The sequence below is a fragment of the Seonamhaeicola sp. ML3 genome (genome assembly GCF_023273855.1).
Lineage (GTDB): Bacteria > Bacteroidota > Bacteroidia > Flavobacteriales > Flavobacteriaceae > Seonamhaeicola.
In genome coordinates, this window is record NZ_CP096884.1 from 3,398,456 (window position 1) to 3,416,940 (window position 18,485).

Annotated in this window: 14 protein-coding genes; 7 read left to right on the forward strand and 7 right to left on the reverse strand. The window is 35.6% G+C overall.

What is annotated here, in order from left to right; genetic code table 11:
• Window positions 1-20 precede the first annotated feature (20 nt).
• Window positions 21-1,658, reverse strand: coding sequence for a CTP synthase (locus M0214_RS14955; RefSeq protein ID WP_248723364.1), 1,638 nt, complete (start codon window positions 1,656-1,658; stop codon window positions 21-23).
• Between the two features lie 314 nt (window positions 1,659-1,972).
• On the opposite strand from M0214_RS14955, the gene M0214_RS14960 reads away from it, so the two are divergent.
• The 4 genes from M0214_RS14960 to M0214_RS14975 all read left to right on the forward strand — a co-directional run bounded on the left by M0214_RS14960 (window position 1,973) and on the right by M0214_RS14975 (window position 3,954).
• Window positions 1,973-2,515, forward strand: a complete 543-nt coding sequence (locus tag M0214_RS14960; RefSeq protein WP_248723365.1) for an RNA polymerase sigma factor — start codon at window positions 1,973-1,975, stop codon at window positions 2,513-2,515.
• A gap of 17 nt (window positions 2,516-2,532) precedes the next feature.
• Window positions 2,533-2,928, forward strand: coding sequence for a hypothetical protein (locus M0214_RS14965; RefSeq protein ID WP_248723366.1), 396 nt, complete (start codon window positions 2,533-2,535; stop codon window positions 2,926-2,928).
• Window positions 2,921-3,172, forward strand: coding sequence for a hypothetical protein (locus M0214_RS14970; protein WP_248723367.1), 252 nt, complete (start codon window positions 2,921-2,923; stop codon window positions 3,170-3,172). Before M0214_RS14965 ends, M0214_RS14970 begins: the two co-directional genes overlap by 8 nt.
• A 119-nt stretch (window positions 3,173-3,291) precedes the next feature.
• Entirely contained in the window at window positions 3,292-3,954 is a 663-nt protein-coding gene (locus tag M0214_RS14975) for a hypothetical protein (protein WP_248723368.1), read from the forward strand.
• A gap of 133 nt (window positions 3,955-4,087) precedes the next feature.
• Here the strand turns inward: M0214_RS14975 and M0214_RS14980 are convergent, their stop codons facing one another.
• From M0214_RS14980 to bshC, 5 genes are all read right to left on the reverse strand, one after another.
• The gene (locus M0214_RS14980; RefSeq protein ID WP_248723369.1) at window positions 4,088-4,327 is read right to left on the reverse strand and encodes a DUF3820 family protein; all 240 of its coding nucleotides are present in this window, start codon (window positions 4,325-4,327) and stop codon (window positions 4,088-4,090) included.
• Window positions 4,328-4,397: 70 nt separating this feature from the next.
• Window positions 4,398-4,874, reverse strand: a complete 477-nt coding sequence (locus M0214_RS14985; RefSeq protein ID WP_248723370.1) for a DUF922 domain-containing protein — start codon at window positions 4,872-4,874, stop codon at window positions 4,398-4,400.
• Between the two features lie 154 nt (window positions 4,875-5,028).
• A complete protein-coding gene (locus tag M0214_RS14990) occupies window positions 5,029-6,945 on the reverse strand; it encodes a LysM peptidoglycan-binding domain-containing protein (protein ID WP_248723371.1) in 1,917 nt (638 codons plus the stop codon).
• Between the two features lie 368 nt (window positions 6,946-7,313).
• Window positions 7,314-8,849 carry a glutamine-hydrolyzing GMP synthase gene (guaA, locus tag M0214_RS14995; RefSeq protein WP_248723372.1) on the reverse strand — a complete coding sequence of 512 codons (1,536 nt, stop codon included), beginning with the start codon at window positions 8,847-8,849 and terminating at the stop codon, window positions 7,314-7,316.
• Window positions 8,850-8,935: 86 nt separating this feature from the next.
• Window positions 8,936-10,531 carry a bacillithiol biosynthesis cysteine-adding enzyme BshC gene (bshC, locus tag M0214_RS15000; protein WP_248723373.1) on the reverse strand — a complete coding sequence of 532 codons (1,596 nt, stop codon included), beginning with the start codon at window positions 10,529-10,531 and terminating at the stop codon, window positions 8,936-8,938.
• 315 nt (window positions 10,532-10,846) lie between these two features.
• Here bshC and M0214_RS15005 point away from each other — a divergent pair, with 315 nt between their 5' ends.
• The 3 genes from M0214_RS15005 (at window position 10,847) to M0214_RS15015 (ending at window position 15,777) form a co-directional block, all read left to right on the forward strand.
• Window positions 10,847-12,475: a PhoX family protein gene (locus M0214_RS15005; RefSeq protein WP_248723374.1), complete on the forward strand. Its 1,629-nt coding sequence runs from the start codon at window positions 10,847-10,849 to the stop codon at window positions 12,473-12,475.
• A gap of 80 nt (window positions 12,476-12,555) precedes the next feature.
• The gene (locus M0214_RS15010; RefSeq protein WP_248723375.1) at window positions 12,556-14,379 is read left to right on the forward strand and encodes a cytochrome-c peroxidase; all 1,824 of its coding nucleotides are present in this window, start codon (window positions 12,556-12,558) and stop codon (window positions 14,377-14,379) included.
• Window positions 14,380-14,508: 129 nt separating this feature from the next.
• On the forward strand, window positions 14,509-15,777 hold the full coding sequence (locus M0214_RS15015; protein ID WP_248723376.1) for a carboxypeptidase-like regulatory domain-containing protein: 1,269 nt from the start codon (window positions 14,509-14,511) through the stop codon (window positions 15,775-15,777).
• A gap of 49 nt (window positions 15,778-15,826) precedes the next feature.
• Here M0214_RS15015 and M0214_RS15020 read toward each other — a convergent pair whose 3' ends face one another.
• Entirely contained in the window at window positions 15,827-18,451 is a 2,625-nt protein-coding gene (locus M0214_RS15020; protein ID WP_248723377.1) for a DNA gyrase/topoisomerase IV subunit A, read from the reverse strand.
• Window positions 18,452-18,485: the final 34 nt, after the last annotated feature.

Here is an 18,485-nt window from a genome sequence, read left to right on the forward strand (position 1 = left end):
AAGCAAAAAACTTTCCAATTTTAGCTTTGTGCCATACTGACACCTTTTTGCTTGCTTTTATATTTTAAAGCGGCTCTTACAAACGCTACAAATAACGGATGCGGATTTGCCACTGTACTTTTGTATTCTGGGTGATACTGCACTCCTACAAACCAAGGATGATCCGGGATTTCAACAATTTCCACCAGACCAGTATCTGGATTTAAACCCGTAGCAATCATACCAGCTTCTTCCATTTTTTCCTTATAATCACCATTAAACTCGTAACGGTGTCTATGGCGTTCCTTGATAGCTTCGGCCTTATATACATCTCTTACTAAACTTCCCATTTTTAAATCACAAGCCCAAGCACCCAAACGCATAGTACCTCCTTTATCGGTAATAGATTTTTGTTCTTCCATTAAATCGATAACAGCAGCTTGTGTTTCAGGGTTCATTTCTGTAGAATCTGCTTCCTTGATACCAAGAACATTTCTAGCAAATTCTATAACGGCCATTTGCATACCCAAACAAATTCCTAAAAATGGGATATTGTTTTCTCGTACAAACCTAACAGCGTCTATCTTACCCTCTATACCGCGCTCACCAAATCCGGGTGCCACTAAAACACCATCTAGATGAGATAGTTTAATCTCTATATTATCTTCATTAAGATACTCTGAATGTATAGACTCAATATTAACCTTAACCTCGTTGGCCGCTCCTGCATGAATAAAAGCCTCTAAAATAGATTTATAAGAGTCCTGTAACTCAACATATTTTCCTATTAAGCCAATGTTGACCTCGGTCTTTGGATTTTTATGGCGTGTTAAAAATTCGTTCCATTTGGATATATCTGGTTTGGTACACGCTAAATTGAGCTTATCTAAAACTACACTATCCAGACCTTCTTCCAGCATTAAATTCGGAACATCGTAAATGGTAGAGGCATCAATAGACTGAATAACCGACTCTTCGGTAACATTACAGAATAAAGCTAATTTTCTTTTTAATTCCTTAGGTAAATGATGTTCAGTTCTACACACCAAAATATCGGCCTGTATTCCACTTTCCATCAAGGTTTTTACACTGTGTTGCGTTGGTTTTGTTTTTAATTCACCAGCAGCAGAAAGGTAAGGCACCAAAGTTAAATGCACTACAATACCGTTGTGTTCTCCTAAATCCCAACGTAACTGACGTACCGCTTCTATATAGGGCAAAGACTCTATATCACCCACGGTTCCACCTATTTCGGTAATAACAATATCATAATCGCCAGACTTACCTAAAAGCTGAATACGGTGCTTTATCTCGTCTGTAATGTGCGGAACAACCTGAACCGTTTTTCCTAAAAACTCCCCTCTACGTTCCTTTTGAATTACACTTTGATAAATACGCCCTGTAGTAACATTATTGGCCTGACTTGTAGGTACATTTAAAAAGCGCTCGTAATGACCTAAATCCAAATCGGTTTCGGCACCGTCTTCGGTAACGTAACATTCGCCATGCTCGTACGGATTTAATGTTCCCGGATCTACATTAATATAAGGATCTAATTTTTGAATGGTAACTCGGTATCCTTGAGATTGCAATAGTTTAGCAAGAGAGGCTGCTATGATACCTTTTCCTAATGATGATGTAACTCCGCCGGTTACAAAAATGTATTTTGTACTTGTCATGTTGCGCTTATAAACGCAGGCAAATTTACAAAATTAAAATAGTTAATCGGAAATTGTTTATTGCTTATTTAAGTGTTGTTATTAACAAACGTATGCCCGATAAATATTTTCAACCCTTGACATATTCCGTCACTAACACCCAATATTTTTGCAACGAACAACAACAAAAGCATTTGGCACTTTTATTTTTAACACCTTTTTCTGAAACATTTCAACATAAATTCAGTCTTCATTAAAAATAATTGTAAAAAAAATGCAATAGGATAAAAACCTTGCGTCTTTATACATGAAGCACCTTAAAAAAAGTGCCTTAAATGAATCATCAATCAGAAAACAGTAAAAAGCTTAACGCGTTTTTTAATGAAGAGTACACTTCGCTTAAAACATACGTTAGCTCCAATCTTAAAGCTAGCATTAATAGAGATGCCGAAGACATTATACAAGATGTTGCTTTAAAATTATTTGCTGGTGCCGATAGATATTCACCCATAAACAATGTTGCTGGTTTTGTATACCGTGCCATAAAAAACAAGGTGATTGATGTGATGAGAACATCAAAAAAACATCGGGTTGATTATGACTCTCAAAATGAGAACAAGCTCATAGAATTTGCTTCGCTAGTTTATGAATCTGCAGATAACAGCTATTCAGAACAAATGAAAGAAGCACTTAAAAAGGCGATAATTAGCTTAAAGCCAGATTATAGAAATATTATCATAGCCATAGATTTTGAAGGCTACACTTATAAAGAAATAGAAGCAGAAACGGGTATTCCAGTGGGCACATTAATGTCTAGACGCCACAGGGCCATTTCTCAACTATATAAAAGGTTAAAAACTGAAAAAACGAATTATTAATTAAAAAAAATACGACCATGTCTAATTACTTTAAACACAAATTCAGAGGAAAATCTCCAGGAGAGATTATAGGAATGATCATTTTTGGAGCCATTTTCATAACCGGGCTAGCCATATTATTTGGTTACATTATTATGTGGCTATGGAATTGGTTGATGCCCATGATTTTTGGTTTGCCCACCCTAACCTTTTGGCAAGCGGCAGGAGTATTTATTCTTTCCAAAATTTTATTAGGAGGCTGTAATTTTGGGAACGATAGCTCCAAGAAGAGATCAAAATCCAAAAACGATAAAGCCTGTAAAGCCGAGTTTTCTAAATGGAAATACTACGACGATTTCTGGAAAGAAGAAGGCAACAAAGCATACGAAGCCTATATAGAACGTTTAACCACCAAAGAAGCAGATCATGATTAGTCCATTTTACCAAAGCCGAAAACGCGGCGAAAGAATTCATATTCTTAAAACCAACATTACCTCAAAACCCGCTGTAAACACCTTAAAGTTACTTTTTAATGCACACCCAGATATTGTGAGATGGTCTATAGACCTCGAAGATATTGATAAGGTACTACGCATTGAAACCAATTCTAATTTACAGCAAGAAGACATCATTGAACAAGTTACTGCAAGAGGTTTTTATTGTGAGGAGTTGGAGTAAACAACACTTGCATTTGTAAAAAATTTCTTCTATATTCGCTTGGTTCGTCGAATAACCTTTACTTGATTTATTTAGTTTTCATAACAAAGTATTTTACTGAATTTAAATTAATTACAAACATGAAAAAACTTACTAATTTTCTAAAAAAAAATGTTAGAAAGGTAGATAGCTACTTACCAAGGCCAATTTTTCATCCATGGAGAATGTCTAAAAATGAAAAGAAAACATTTGACGAACTAATAAAAAAATCTAGCTATTATCTTGAATTTGGTTCAGGGGGAAGTACAATTAGAGCTTTAATGAAGAGCAATACAAAAATTTATTCTGTAGATTCGAGTTCAGAATGGATTGATTTTATGAGAAAATATAAAATTATTCGCCATTTTGAAGGGAAAAGACTTGATTTCTTTCATGTTAATATAGGTCCAACCATAGAATGGGGAAATCCAGCAGATGATTCCTCAAAGAGCCTGTACCCCAACTTCTCATCCCAAGTTTTCGAGAAAATAAATCCAGAAATGTTAGATACAATTTTTATCGATGGACGTTTTAGAGTAGCTTGTATACTTAAAACCATAATTCATTTACACAATTCTGGTAATTATCATAACAAAATTATTATGGTTCATGATTTTTGGAATCGAGAGTATTATCATGAAGTATTGCGCTATCTCAAAATTATGAGAAAAATTGACACATTTGGTGTTTTCTGTTTAAAAGAAAACTTAGATATTAATGATGTCAAAGAAGATTACAATCATTTTAAGTTTGATATAAGATAGAAGTGATTAAATAAAAAAGTAATTAATTGATTTAAAAAACTATGCAAACATAATATTCGTAGTTTTTTTACTTTGTTTCTCACTTAATAACTTTGACTCCTAACTAAGGAGTGTAGCCTAACTGTTTCAAAAATCAGTCCTGACCAGATTCAACATACCCCTTCCGAATATTCCTTACCAAATATTCTAGCCCATTTACCTTTAGCTCATAAACCGTGGTAAGCATATCGCCTAATTTATTTTTTGGAAATCCTTTTCTATGATACCAAACCACGTAATACTCTGGCAAATCAATTAGATAACGGTCTTTGTATTTGCCATAAGGCATTTTGGTCTGGGCAAGTTTTACGAGAAATTCTTTATCTGGGAGCATTTTAAATTTTTGTCAGGTTGAGTACTTCTCGATACAATTCCTCATTCTTCGGAATCACTCGAAGAGACATTTAATTAGATTGGTATTGAGAATACTTTTCAAGTTCTTCTGCAATATACGTTTCCCATTTGGCTTGGGCTTCATAATTTCTGGAATAATCGGTTTCGGTATCGTATTGATTTTGCAACTGTTTCAATTCCAAATTTATAGTGTTTTGAAGTGCCTTCAATTCCGATTTAATGGTCTTAGATAACTTTAAGCGTTCCATTCTGTAACGAAATTTACGTGCATGGAGTTCGGTAATATCAAAATGTAATTGCTCATGGCCTAGAATGTGTGAATTGGCCCTTTCCGGCTTGTACCAAGATTGTTCGGGGTAAAAATGTGCATGAACTTCAGAGGAAAAATCTACGACCTTATTATCCTGTTTTCTAATAGAATACCCAAAGGTTAGTCCAGAAGCTGTTATCGCTACAGCACCAATATTGGGATTGGGTTTGTCTTTAAAATCTGTCCATGACAGCCTGTAAGAACTTTTCCAAGACATTACGGGTTCATCTTGAACTAAAAGAAAACAGCAAAGCACTAAAAAAATTCTAATCACGGCAAAAGATAGTATATGTTGTCAAAATGCGCGGAGTCAAAACTCCATCAAGCAACTTACTCGACGATATACATTATAAAACGAAGTGCGCGACCGCTTATTGTTTTACCTCAACAATGGCTAAATCCTGATGCTTTACCAAGTACACCGTATCATTGTAGTAGCCACCAAACATTTTCTTTTTGTAAGAGAATTTGTTTTCTACATATTCGGTTATTGGGGCTTTGTTTACAGACATGAATAAATCTTCTGAAGATGCCAAACGAAGCACCACATCCATGGTTAAATCGAACCCTTTAACGGCCCTTTTATTTGGTGTTATAAAATATTTTTGTTCGTAACGTTTTGCAAAGGCATCGTTTTCATCATAATTCTTAGAGATGGTAGCATAATGAAATTGAAGTCTAGAAAGGTGTTCATTAGCTATTTCGTCTCCTTCAAAAGCCTTATTGAAATTGGTAGTCACCAAGATGATATCTCTTTGCTCAATTTGTTCATCTTCATTCTCTTTTTGAATCAAAGACGCTAAAATACTGGTCACATTTGAAGCAAAACCAACATCTCTGGTCTCTAAAAACACAATATTGTTTCCAGATTTCAAAACATCTTCTATCTGCTGTTTTACCACAAAATATTTATCATTTCCATCTTTATCTTTATTAGAAAACACCTGTCTAGCCGCGATAAACTCTTGCTTTAAACCATTAGAAACAGCTTTGTGCCTAGAATCTGCAATAACCACAATATTACTCATTAAAGTATCAGACTTCACATAGTTTAACACCTTGTTTTTAAGTAAATCTGAAGATGCCCTAGATTGAAATACATTATCGTAAAGTTTCAAGTTGGTGCCAATAGGTGACACTACAGGTACATGATATGACCTCAATGCTGAGGCTACTTTTTCGAAAGTTTTTGAGGTTAACGGGCCAATAACTGCATCTACGTCTTCAAAATTATTGGTCTTGATAATTTTGGCAACTTCGCTAACTTGGTTTTTAGTATCGTAAACATCAACTTTTAACGAAATACCCAACGTTTTTAGAGAATCTATGGCCATAAGCACACCCGAATGAAAATCTAATGACGCATCTAAATAAGGATCTCTTTTAATACTTCTTTCAGTACCGGCAATAGAATCGAAATCTACCCTGTTTAAACTGAAAGGCAACATTACCGCTATATGTTTTGTTGAATAATTAGAAATACTATCAACTAAACTAATTCGAGCTTCTTCTTCAACGTTAACGGACTCATTAAAAGGGATTTTAAGAATCATTCCCGCTTTTAAACCGCTTTCTGATAAACCGGGATTTAACCCCTCCAATTCGGCCTGTTCTAAGCCTAGCTTAATTTTTAGACGATAGAACCCTTCTTTTGGTAAGACTTTATAATAGCTAAATTGATTATCTATTTGTTTTTCGGCTTCATCTTCGATATTAGGCACCTTAATTTCCTGTCCTTCTTTTAAAACCTCACCCATGTCTGGGTTCAATGCTTCCAGTTCGGCTATTGTAATCCCGAATTTATAAGCCACACGCCATTTACCTTCCTTGGGTTGAACGATATAGGTCTTATATAGCTCAACAGCTTCAACAACTTCTGTATTCTTATAAATAGGAATCTGTAGTTTATCACCCTTGCGCAGTGGTTCGGCGTATAAATGTTTATTGTGCTTTTTTATCTCGTCTTCTGTAACACTATACTTTCTGGCTAAGCTATACAAGGTCTCTTTACGCTTAGTTTTGTGAGTTTTAAAACCTTGTAATTCCCTAACAATAGTAGTTTTAGTATCTACTTTAGATTTCGGAATTATGAGTATGGTATTGGGTTTTAATCCTTGTTTTGCTTCTGGGTTTAAACTGTAAATATCGAATGGTGTTACAAAATAACGCTTTGCAATTTCTTCTACAGTTTCGCCTTGCTTTACCTTGTGAGTACTGTAATTTTGTGCCGTACCCAGATTAAAACTAAAAAGACATAGAAAACAAAAAATGGAAATGTATTTACTCATATAATAAGTTTTAAGCATTAAGCATGTAAATGACATACTCGTTTAGTTTTGGTTAAGCATATAACGTGCCAAAAAACACCCGCTTGCAAAACTAATTGTTGTTTTTAGAAGGCAAGTACAACTTATGGCCTACTAATATTTTCAAACTCACTAAATATATACGTTACGTTGTAATATAAAGTTGACTTATAATTCAAAATTATTTAAAAAATTATCATTTGCCGAAATTAATCATAAATCAACTGTCACCCTGAATTTATTTCAGGGTCTAAATGAATCTTAACATTAATTTGTAGTTGTTATGATATACTGAAACAAGTTCAGTATGACAAATATATGACACTTAATTTTTGATAAAGTCACGCCTGTTATTCCCACTCAATGGTGGCAGGTGGCTTTGAACTAATATCATAGACTACTCTATTAACGCCTTTTACCTTATTTATTATTTCGTTTGATGTTTTTTGAAGGAATTCATAGGGCAAGTTAACCCAATCTGCGGTCATACCATCTGTACTTTCAACGGCTCTAAGCGCCACACATTTCTCATAAGTACGTTCATCTCCCATTACACCAACACTATTTACCGGTAAGAGCATGGCTCCTGCTTGCCAAACATCGTCATATAAGCCCCATTCTTTTAATCCATTGATAAAAATAGCATCAACCTCCTGAAGGATGCGTACTTTCTCTGCGGTGATATCGCCTAAAATACGGATACCTAAACCAGGTCCTGGGAACGGATGACGTCCTAAAAGTTCGGGATCGATACCTAAAGACCGTCCTACTCTACGAACCTCATCTTTAAAGATAGCACGCAACGGCTCTACAATTTTAAGTTTCATAAAGTCTGGCAACCCGCCAACATTATGGTGGCTTTTAATAGTTGCCGAAGGACCGCCAGTAGCAGATACACTTTCTATTACATCAGGATATATCGTTCCCTGTGCCAACCAGGTAACGTCTTCAATTTTATGAGCTTCATCATCAAAAACTTCGATAAACGCATTACCAATGGCTTTACGTTTTTTCTCGGGGTCTTCAATGCCTTTTAAGGCATCCAGAAAACGTCCTGAAGCATCAACGCCCTTTACGTTAAGCCCCATACCCTCGTATTGGTTTAACACGTTTTCAAATTCGTTCTTACGGAGTAATCCGTTATTAACGAAAATACAGTATAGATTTTTTCCAATAGCTTTATTTAGTAGAACTGCAGCAACAGTAGAATCAACGCCTCCTGATAAACCAAGGACCACTTTATCTTTACCAACTTTTGCTTGTAAAGCCCCTACGGTTTCTTCAATAAAAGAATCTGGTGTCCAGTCTTGTGTAAAACCAGCTATACTCACTAAAAAGTTCTCTAACAATTGCTTACCATCTGTAGAATGATACACCTCTGGATGAAACTGAATGGCATAAGTTTCTTCACCATCTATTCTATATGCTGCATTTTCAACATCATGCGTACTAGCCATTAAAACTCCATTGGTTGGGAGTTGTTTTATGGTATCGCTATGACTCATCCAAACCTGACTTCCTGTATGAATATGAGCAAAGAACGGTTCGTTAACTTTAATAAAAGATAAATTGGCACGACCATACTCACGCGTATTCGAAGGCGCTACTTCGCCCCCTGAAAAATGCGCTAGATATTGCGCCCCGTAACAAACCGCTAACAATGGCTTTTTACCACGAATTCCTGATAAATCTGGATGCAAGGCATCTTCCCCTCTTACAGAGTTTGGACTACCAGAAAGAATAACGGCTTTATAGGCTTCTACGTTTGATGGAATCTTGTTAAATGGATGTATTTCGGAGTAAATGTTGAGTTCCCTAACTCTACGGGCAATAAGCTGTGTGTATTGCGATCCGAAGTCTAAAATGAGTACCTTATCATGTTGCATGCGCAAAAGTAAGCATTGATTTTGTACTAACGAATTAGCTTACTTTATTTTTTCAACATTTTTTGAACGTAAAAAACTTAAGGACGCTACATGGTCAACACTAAAAACTCCTGTTGTAAAGGTTGTAACCGTGCTATTAACTCGGGAATCAATTGTTTTCCGTATTCTAAATAAAATTCTGAAAAATTAGTGTTTCTCTCCTGTAAACTTCCGTTAGGGAATAATTCATTTTGAATATCTGTCATCCTTTGAACCTGATCGGACAACTTTCTTTTTTGTGCCTTCAACAAACGCTTTTCTAGCCTATCCAATCCTTTCAACTGTTTTTTCTCTTGAGCCTCTACAGCTCCCAAAAAAGATTTATCGGTTTGTTTGGCTAAATTTCGAAGTTCTTCAAACTGAATCAGCAAATGATTTTTCTGTTCCGAAAAATCTATATTAATGTTAGAAATCTCCCGAACCTTTTTATTGATAAATGCGTCTCGTTTTAAAAAAATATCTTCGTTTGAAATATTAAGATTCTTGAGTTTTTTAGTCTGACTTTCGGTTTGAATCAATACAGAATTCCTGAGCAACAATATTGGGAATGGTACATCAATAGCTTTAAAAAAACCTTTTAATTGAAACCAGTAAGCCAACTCACCACCTCCGCCAATATAACAGAGATTTGGTAAAATTACTTCCTGATACAACGGGCGCATAATTACATTTGGAGAAAACCGTTCCGGCACCTCATAGAGGTGTCCTAGTATCTCACTCTTGCTAAATACAATTTTTGTGTTGTTTACTTTATAAACGCCCTCTTCAAAAACGATACGCTCCCGTAAACCTTCATCTAAATAAAACAAGTTAATTTCTCGTGGATTTACTTGAATGTTATACCCGTTTGATAATTTTTCATTGGTTTCCGAAACCTTCTTAAAAGCAGTTTGATGTAATAATTCTTCTTCAGCATAGGGAATAAACAAACGTTTTAAGTCACTATCATTGCCATCAACAATTACTAATCCGTAATCCTTAAAAAGTTCGTTTGCTAAATATCTGGTAGCGCTTGTTAAATCCTGATGATTTAAATAGGCATTATTAAATAGTTCTTTTAATTCTTGGGCATTTTTAGATTGACCAAATTCCGACTCTACTACATTATAAACTTCTTCAAGTCCTCTGGTAGATAATTCGCCAACAGCGCCGCCATGTGCTCTATTCCATTGTACCTTTTTGCCACTATAATTAAAATAATTTATTTCATCGAAATCATGATCCTCGGTGGCCATCCAATATATAGGCACAAAATTAAATTCGGGATAGTGTTTCTTTAGCTGCTTGGCGAGGTTTATAGTTGAAACTATCTTGTACAAAAAGTATAAGGGCCCAGTAAATAAATTTAGTTGGTGACCGGTAGTTATAGTAAATGTTGTGGCTTCTTCTAAAAGTGTTATGTTTTTAAGAGATGCTTCGGAAGCTTTTACCCCTTTGTATTGTTTATTTAGCGAACAAACCAACGTCTGTCTAGCATCATCTGTAAAAAACTTTTGCTTCTCTTCGATTTGACTTTTGAAACTTTCAATATCCGGAAACCTGTTGTAAAAAGCCTTTAGCCCTGGCTTCTCAGCTAGGTAATCACATATTAAAGACGAGAAATAAACGGTTTTTGAAAATTCTAGGGAAGTAACTTTTGCCACAAAAAAAGGATTTTAACAAATGTAATTCATTAGTATTAACCACTGCAGAATCCTAACAGATTTTTAACTAATTCTCAATGTTAAGATAAAATAACATTGAGTTTTCAATACGCAAAAGCCTGATTTTAAAAAGCTAATCTCATCATTATCACCATTCTTTTTATTTAGAACAATTTTAAATATTAAACCTTGCATAATCTACCTAACATAATTGAAACAAAAAGTTAATACAACTACAGTACTCTATTAACAAACTTTAGACCTTCTAGAGATAGTTTTGGGGAATAACAATAATTAAAATTTACAAAAGAAAAAATGAAAAAATTACTCAATCCTTTTTATGTATTAATGTTACTCGCCGCAGTTTCTTTAACTAGCTGTGACATTGAAGACGGAAAAGACGGAAAAGATGGAATAAACGGTGTTGATGGCCAGGACGGTCAAGATGGCGTTGATGGTCAGGACGGAGAAGATGGAGAAGACTTAACCATTTCTGAAATGCAACCGCTTACCAATTCTGTAACTCCAAACTCTTTATTTGCGTTTAAAGGTGCTTTTGCGTCTTCTGCTAGTTTAGACATCATTATGTCTTCTGCAGATATCCTGCCAACAGATTCTACTTTCGTTTATGGTTCTTATATGGATGGCGCTGCCCTTTACCCATATGGAGATGGTACTTATGCCTTTATAAACAATTTAGAAAGAGACTACTCTATTGCGAGAATTAGATTAAACTCAGATTTAAAACCTCTAGAGGGTGATTACATTGTGAGTGCTACTGCAACAGCATTTACTGCACAATGTTCAGGATCTTCAATAACAATGGAAGAGCATGGTTTTGGCCCACTTTACCTTTCTGGTGGTGAATGGGGCGGAAATGCCAAAGGTGTTTACAAAATAAACCCATTCCGTTCTACTTACGATAGAGTTGAAGCAGAAAGATTACCTGCTTTAGGGGAATGGTCTACAGAAAATGCCGTTGCCATAGGTAAAAATGCTTTCCCAGGAAAAACTGTTGTATTTATGGGTGATGACGATAGTAATAATTCTTATCCAGAATCTCACTTTGCTATGTATGTGGGTGGTCTAGGTGATTTATACAGCGGTGACCTTTATGTCTTAAGAGGAAAAAACCCTGTTGAAACTTCTCCAGGAGCGGGTGGTCAACTTTTTGAAATGGGTATGGCCGAAGGTACTGAATACGATGTAGAATGGGTAAAGGTAACCGAACGTTCTATTAGCGAGCTTAACCAAGAAGCGATAGACTCTCTTGCTATTGGTTTCCAAAGAATAGAGGATATCGATTGGCAAAAAGGTTCAGCTTCTAATAACCGTACCGTTTACTTTGCGGCTACAGGAAGGTATCGTTCAGATAATCCTGATTTAGCAAATAGAGGAACTACTTTTGGTAGAATCTACAAACTAGAATTAGACCCTGACAACCCAACAGCTGACGCCAAATTAACTGTAGTGGTAGACGGTGACAAAGAAGGTGGTATTGGTGATGGCATGCACTCTCCTGATAATATTTTAGTTACTGAAAACCATGTTTACATACAAGAAGACCCTAACGGATATGCCGCACAAAATGCAGACATAACTGGTTATGCCAAGCTATGGCAGTACGACACAAACAATGGTACTTTAAACGAAGTTATGGAGTGCGACCAAATTACTGCGGCTGGACTAAATATTGGTAACACTTCTAGCATGTGGGAAATAACAGGTTTAATTGATGTAACTGACATTATTGGAGCTACTGAATCTACCTTTATAGGCGGTGCTCAAGTTCACGGTTGGAGACCAGAGAATAATCCAGAAACTTGCAAAAGAGCAGACGGCCACTTATTTAGTGACCCAACAGCTATCGACTATTCTCCTAATGGTACTGGTAGTCAATACGAAGGTTCTGTGCTTTTCAAAATAACCGGACTTCCGAGATAATATAAAATATTTCTTTCTAACAGGTTCCTCCTTTACGAGGAACCTTTTTGTGTTTATAACGATCTTAAAAATTCAAAAAATTGAAACCAATACAATTATTCCTCCTGTTAGTCTTTTTTGCCATAATGCTCTCTTGTAATAATCAGCAAAAATGGCTTCCAAAAAGTATTTCAAAGGATGCACCTTCTATGTTCAACGAAGACATAAAAGCCTTCTATTTTAAGACCTTAGATAGTGCCGCCCACTTCATAAAAAAAATCGATACCACAAATAGCTTACGTGCAAACCAAAACTTTTTTTTGCTTAGCCGAAAATGGTACAAGAGACTTGAACCGCTCTTAATTGCTTACGATTACGAAAATTACAAGTCCATGAACGCGCCTAATCTTTTAAAAGTTGAAATTGATGATTATACAGATATTAAAAAGCTAAAACCCAAAAGTTATCAGGTTCTGGAAGAGTATTTATTTGGAGATGACAGTATAAACAACAAAGAGCTACAAAGAGTTTACAAGTACCTTCAGGTTAGAATACCCTACATACGTAATAACCACGGCATTTACCGTCAACAAGACCGGCACCACCTAAAAATGATTAGAGATGCCATAGTAAACATTGCTACAAAAGGCATTACTGGTTTCGATTCGCCCATATTGGCTAACTCATTACAAGAAGCCCTTTATAATTACGAATCGATAAAAGAAATCCTTTCTATTTATGAAAACGCTTTCAACGACAATAATATATACAAGAGTTGGGTAAACGAAATTAATGACTGTATTTTAACTCTAAAAGCAGGAGCGTTTAACACTTTTGATCGATACTCATTTATAAAACAACATACTAATATTCAATTAGAATTAGTTAACAAAACGTCTTTAGATTGGGGAATTTCTTTAAGCAAATCTCGACCACTTAATCCAACGAGTACTAATATCTTCTCAGAATCCTTCTTCAATAAGAAAATGTTTGCCCCTCCCCATTCACCAGATATAACACCAGAAAGAATAAACCTTGGTAGAACTTTGTTTAACGACAAAAGTTTATCGGGTCCAGGAACGGTGAGTTGTGCGACATGTCACATAAAAGAAAAAGCGTTTACAGATGGTAATAAACTAGCTATAGGCTTAAATGGCAAGCCTCTACAAAGAAATAGTCCTACACTACCCTATGCCGTATACCAAAAATCTTTCTTTTATGATGGTAGAGGCGATGGTTTAGAAGGACAAATCGTGGGAGTAACGAACAACAAGAATGAATTTCATATAGACCTCAATACACTTGCCGAAAAGGTTAAAAACAAACCTGTTTATAAAACTGCTTTCGATTCTTTGTACAATGGCATCGTAAACGACAGAAACGTTAGAAATGCCATTGCAACTTATATTAGAAGCTTGACACCTTTTAATTCTAAATTTGATAGAAATATGCAAGGAAAAGAAAACTCCTTGACTGAAGAAGAAATATTGGGATTCAATCTTTTTATGGGGAAAGCAGCCTGTGCAACTTGTCATTTCCCACCCTCATTTTATGGTACGGTGCCTCCAAAATTTGATGAAACCGAATTTGAAAATCTTGGAATGATAAAAACAGCAAATTTCAATAAACCCGAGCTTGATGAAGATCCCGGGATGTTCTATCCTTATAAGGTAGAAGAAAAGCGTGGCTTTTTTAAAACAGCTACAGTTAGAAATGTAGAATTAACAGCTCCATACATGCACAATGGCGCTTTTGGAACTCTAGAAGAGGTCATTAAATTTTACAATTTAGGTGGCGGACAAGGTTCAGGACTTGATGTACCCTTCCAAACTCTACCTGCAAGTCCATTGGAGTTAGAAGATAGTGAGATAAATGCCTTAATAGCCTTTATGCATACATTAACAGATAAGGTCGAAGAATATTAGTTTATCCTAGAACTTGCTAAAGGTTTGTTAAATATCGTTTTTAGAATTGTTAAAATATCTGTTAGGCTAAAAAAACGCTAAGGTTTTTCGTATCTTATTTGCAATGAATCATTTAAACCTAAAAAAGTCATGAAAAATAAGCACTACTTATACCACATTACTCTAGCGGTATGTTTTTTTGTTATTTGTGGCAGCAATGCTTTAATAGCACAAAATATATCTAGATTCCTTGAAATTAAAGGAACTGTAATAGACGAGAATACTAAAGACCACTTAGTTTTTGCCGATTTGGTGATAAAAGGAACAAACATTAGTACAGTTACTAACATGGATGGCGAATTCCTGATTAAGGTGCCCTCTGAATATTTAGAAGGATCCTTAGTTGTTTCTCATCTAGGCTATGAAAAAAAAGAGGTTGATATCAATACCCTAAAAGGAAAAGTAAAAATCTTTTTAAAGCCAGCTATCACCACACTAGATGCCGTTAACCTTGTAACCATGCCATCTAGTGCAAGAGATCTGGTTTTGGAGACCCTTCGCAAAAAAGGAAGTTTGTACAATAATGACAATACGTTAATGACCGCTTTCTATCGTGAAACCATTAAGAAAAGACGTAAAAATGCATCGCTCTCTGAAGCTGTAGTGAAAATTCACAAACAGCCGTACACAAATTATAGAAAAGATAATATCGAACTTGTTAAAGCTAGGAAAAATACCGATTATTCTAAATTGGATACCATTGCCCTGAAACTACAAGGAGGCCCGTTCAGTAACATTTATACCGACTTGGTTAAATATCCTGAATACATATTTACCGAAGAAGAAATAGATGATTATAAATTTACATTCGGAGAATCTACGAACATTAACAAGAAGTTGGTTTATGTTGTGAATTTCAAGCAGCAAAAAAACGTAAGCACACCTCTATACTACGGAAAACTATACATAGATGCTGAGACTTTGGCCCTAACTAATGCCGTTTACAGTCTCAACGTTGAAAACAAAGATCTTTCCAGTCAAATGTTTGTAAGGAAAAAACCAAGACGTGTAGATGTACATCCTACAAAGGCAGACTATCGTGTTAACTACAGAATACAAAATGGTAAATGGCATTATGCCTACAGCAATATTCTACTAAGTTTTAAGGTGAATTGGAAAGGTAAATTATTCAATAGTATATACACACTAAACAGTGAAATGGCTGTAACAGACTGGGAAATTCAAAATACTAAACTTGCAAAACTAAAAAACCAGATGCTACGCCCATCCACAATTTTGGTAGATCAAACTTCAGGGTTTTCAGATCCAGAGTTTTGGGGAGAATATAATATTATTGAACCTGAAAAATCTATAGAGAACGCGATTTCAAAAATTAAAAAGCAATTAAAGAAGTCTTAACACTAAACCTTAATATTAAAAATCCCGATTAATAATCGGGATTTTTAATTTAAAACAATGTTGTTTGAGAATCATCTGTTTCAGAATCTTTCTTTGAATCTGAATTGTCTCCAGAAACCTCCGTCTCATCCACAACCTCTAAATCATCGGCATGCACCTCTTCTGGCGCTTCATAGGGCAAAGGTTCTAATAAATTAATTTGATTAACTTTATCCTTAGTAAGTTGATTTCCTAGGGCACTAATACCTTTTATAGCAATAAACTCTTCAAGATTAACTTCCAAGTTTTCTTTTCGGTCCTTTCCACGTTCTTTTGCAAATACAACTTCGGCAATAGGTTTCCAATCTGTAGACACGATTTCTAGTTGAGAATTTGGATCTTCAGAAATAAAAGATTCTACTCTGTTTTCATTTTCAATAAGGAAACGTTTTACGTAATAGATATCTTTTCCTCCATGATAATATATAGCAGATATCGGCTTTTTTGGAATCCACTTTTCAAGAACTATCATATCATTGTCAAAATGCATGGTCACCTCTGGAGTTGCCGTTCTCACTTCACCTTTCTGATTGATGATTAATAATTTGTCTTCTCCTCTAAATTCCCCAATAAGCTCTCCTCTCCCATCAACGTTTATTCTCTGAACAGTCTCATCGAACCATACTTTTCTAGGTTTTAAAGTAGAAACTCCTTTTTCCTTAAGCTCAATACGCTTTACAGAATATTTTGTAACGAGGTTACCTTTAGAAGTACGGGCTTTTATGAGTATATCTGCAAAATCTATATCCCATTTTAGCTTTTTGATACTTCCAACTTGTCTGAGATTAATTGTAACTATTTCGGCCTCTCCATTTGGATTCGCTGAAAAATAAGTTATTTGAGACCCTTTATTCCCATTGGTTAAATCATACTCCCTATCTCTAGTCATGGCCGTAACAGCAAAACGTTTGATATAAGAAGGCCCCCTAGATCCATCTCTGTACACCATATTATAGATGGTACGCTTATCTTTCTTTTTGAAAACTGCTACATGAATGATATCCTTGCCTACAAAGGTCTTAGAATCTACTCTTGTCACCATCATTTTACCCGATTTTGTGAATACAATGATATCGTCTATATCACTACAATCGCAAACATACTCATCGCGCCTTAATGAAGTCCCAACAAAACCTTCTTCCCTATTCACATAGAGCTTAGTATTCCTGATAACTACCTTGGTAGCATCTACATCATCAAAAGTTCTTATTTCTGTTTTTCGCTCTCTACCTTCTCCGTAATCATTCTTTAACCTTGTAAAGTAAGCAATTGCATAATCTATAAGGTTGTCCAGATGATGCTTTACCTCTGCAATTTGTTCCTCGAGAGATTCTATTTTTTGTTGCGCTTTATCTATATCAAATTTCGATATACGCTTTATTCTAATTTCAGTTAAACGAACTATATCGTCTTCTGTCACAGCTCTCTTGAGATGCTTTATATGTGGTTGAAGTCCTTTGTCAATTGCTTGAATAACACCTTCCCAAGTTTCTTCTTCCTCAATATCACGATAAATCCTTTTCTCTATAAAGATACGTTCCAAAGAAGCAAAGTGCCATTGTTCTTCAAGCTCTCCAAGCTTTATTTCAAGTTCTTGTTTTAATAGCTGCACCGTGTTGTCGGTAGACCGGCGCAACATTTCAGAAACTCCAATAAAAAGCGGCTTGTTTTCTTCAATAACGCATCCTAAAGGTGAAATGGAAGATTCACAGCTTGTAAAAGCATACAGTGCATCTATGGTTTTATCAGGCGACAAACCCGAGGGTAGATGTACCAAAATTTCCACTTCGGCAGCTGTATTGTCTTCTATTTTTTTAATCTTGATTTTACCCTTATCATTGGCCTTTAAGATGGAATCTATTAAAGACGATGTTGTTGTTCCAAAAGGTAATTCGGTAATAACTAGTGTGTTTTTATCTAACTGGGATATTTTAGCTCTAACACGAACTTTTCCACCTCTATTACCATCATTGTAATTAGAAAAATCTGCAATACCAGCAGTTGGAAAATCGGGAACGAGTGTAAAGCGCTTTCCTTTTAAATGTTTAATTGAAGCATCGATGAGTTCGATAAAATTATGTGGTAATATTTTTGTTGATAATCCAACAGCTATTCCTTCACCTCCTTGTGCCAATAACAAAGGAAACATAACGGGTAAATTTACCGGTTCTTTTCGTCTACCGTCATAACTTGCTTGCCATTCTGTAATCTTGGGATTGAAAACTACATCTAAACCAAACTTAGAAAGACGAGCTTCGATGTAACGCGAAGCTGCTGCTCGATCTCCTGTTAAAATATTCCCCCAGTTTCCTTGGGTGTCAATCAACAAATCCTTTTGCCCCATTTGAACCATGGCATCAGCTATACTGGCATCACCATGCGGATGATATTGCATAGTATGCCCAACGATATTCGCTACCTTATTGTAACGCCCATCATCAAGGTCTTTCATGGAATGCATGATACGACGTTGAACTGGTTTAAAACCATCCTCAATGGCTGGCACAGCACGTTCTAAAATAACGTATGATGCGTAGTCTAAAAACCAATCTTTATACATGCCCGTTACACGGGTAATGGTTTCTTGGGGCTCGTCGTGTTGTTCGTTGGTTAAGTCGTCGTTTTCTTCAATCATACTTCAAATTCCTGTCGGATAAAGATTCTCAATC